Source organism: Aminobacter sp. P4_D5, from assembly GCF_056401815.1.
On record NZ_JBFUIP010001118.1, the window covers coordinates 1 to 577 of the forward strand.

General features: G+C 75.7%; 1 protein-coding gene. It reads right to left on the reverse strand.

Annotation, left to right across the window (positions count from 1 at the left end; all coding sequences use genetic code 11):
* Positions 1–577: ketoacyl-synthetase C-terminal extension domain-containing protein (locus tag AC1DWF_RS37000; RefSeq protein ID WP_476843399.1), on the reverse strand; the 577-nt coding region annotated here is incomplete at both ends.

Sequence of the window (577 nt, forward strand, 5' to 3'; positions counted from 1 at the left end):
TCGCCAGGGCGCTTGGCGCGGGAGCTCCGCGCAGGCGCTCTTCCCAGGCCTCGGCGAGCGCATCGAGCTGCCCGGCGCTGCGGGCCGAAAGAAGGAGCGGCGGCGCCCCGCGCCCAGCGGACCGGGCGGGCTTCAGCGCCGCGTCGGCGCGAATCTCATCCCCGCGCCCCTGCATCCCATCATCCGCGCGCCCCAGCGCGACGCAGGCATTCGTCCCGCCAAAGCCGAAGCTGTTCACGGCGACGGCGCGACCGCGGAAGGGCATCGGCGCGGTGGCGGGGAGGAGCCCGTAGCGGTCGAAGGGGATCGCGGGATTGGGGGTCTCGGCGTGCAGCGTGGCGGGGATGCGCCCGCTCTGCAGCACGTGCAGGCCCTTGAGCAGCCCGACCAGGCCGGAGGCCGCCTCGGTGTGGCCGATATTGCTCTTCACGGACCCGATGGGCAGCGGCGCGCTGCGGCCCGCCGTCGCGGCGCGGGCGATGGCCGACGCCTCGATCGGGTCGCCGGCCGGTGTGCCGGTGCCGTGCGCCTCGAAATAGCCGAGCGCCTCCGGCTGCAACCCGGCGCGCGCCAGCAC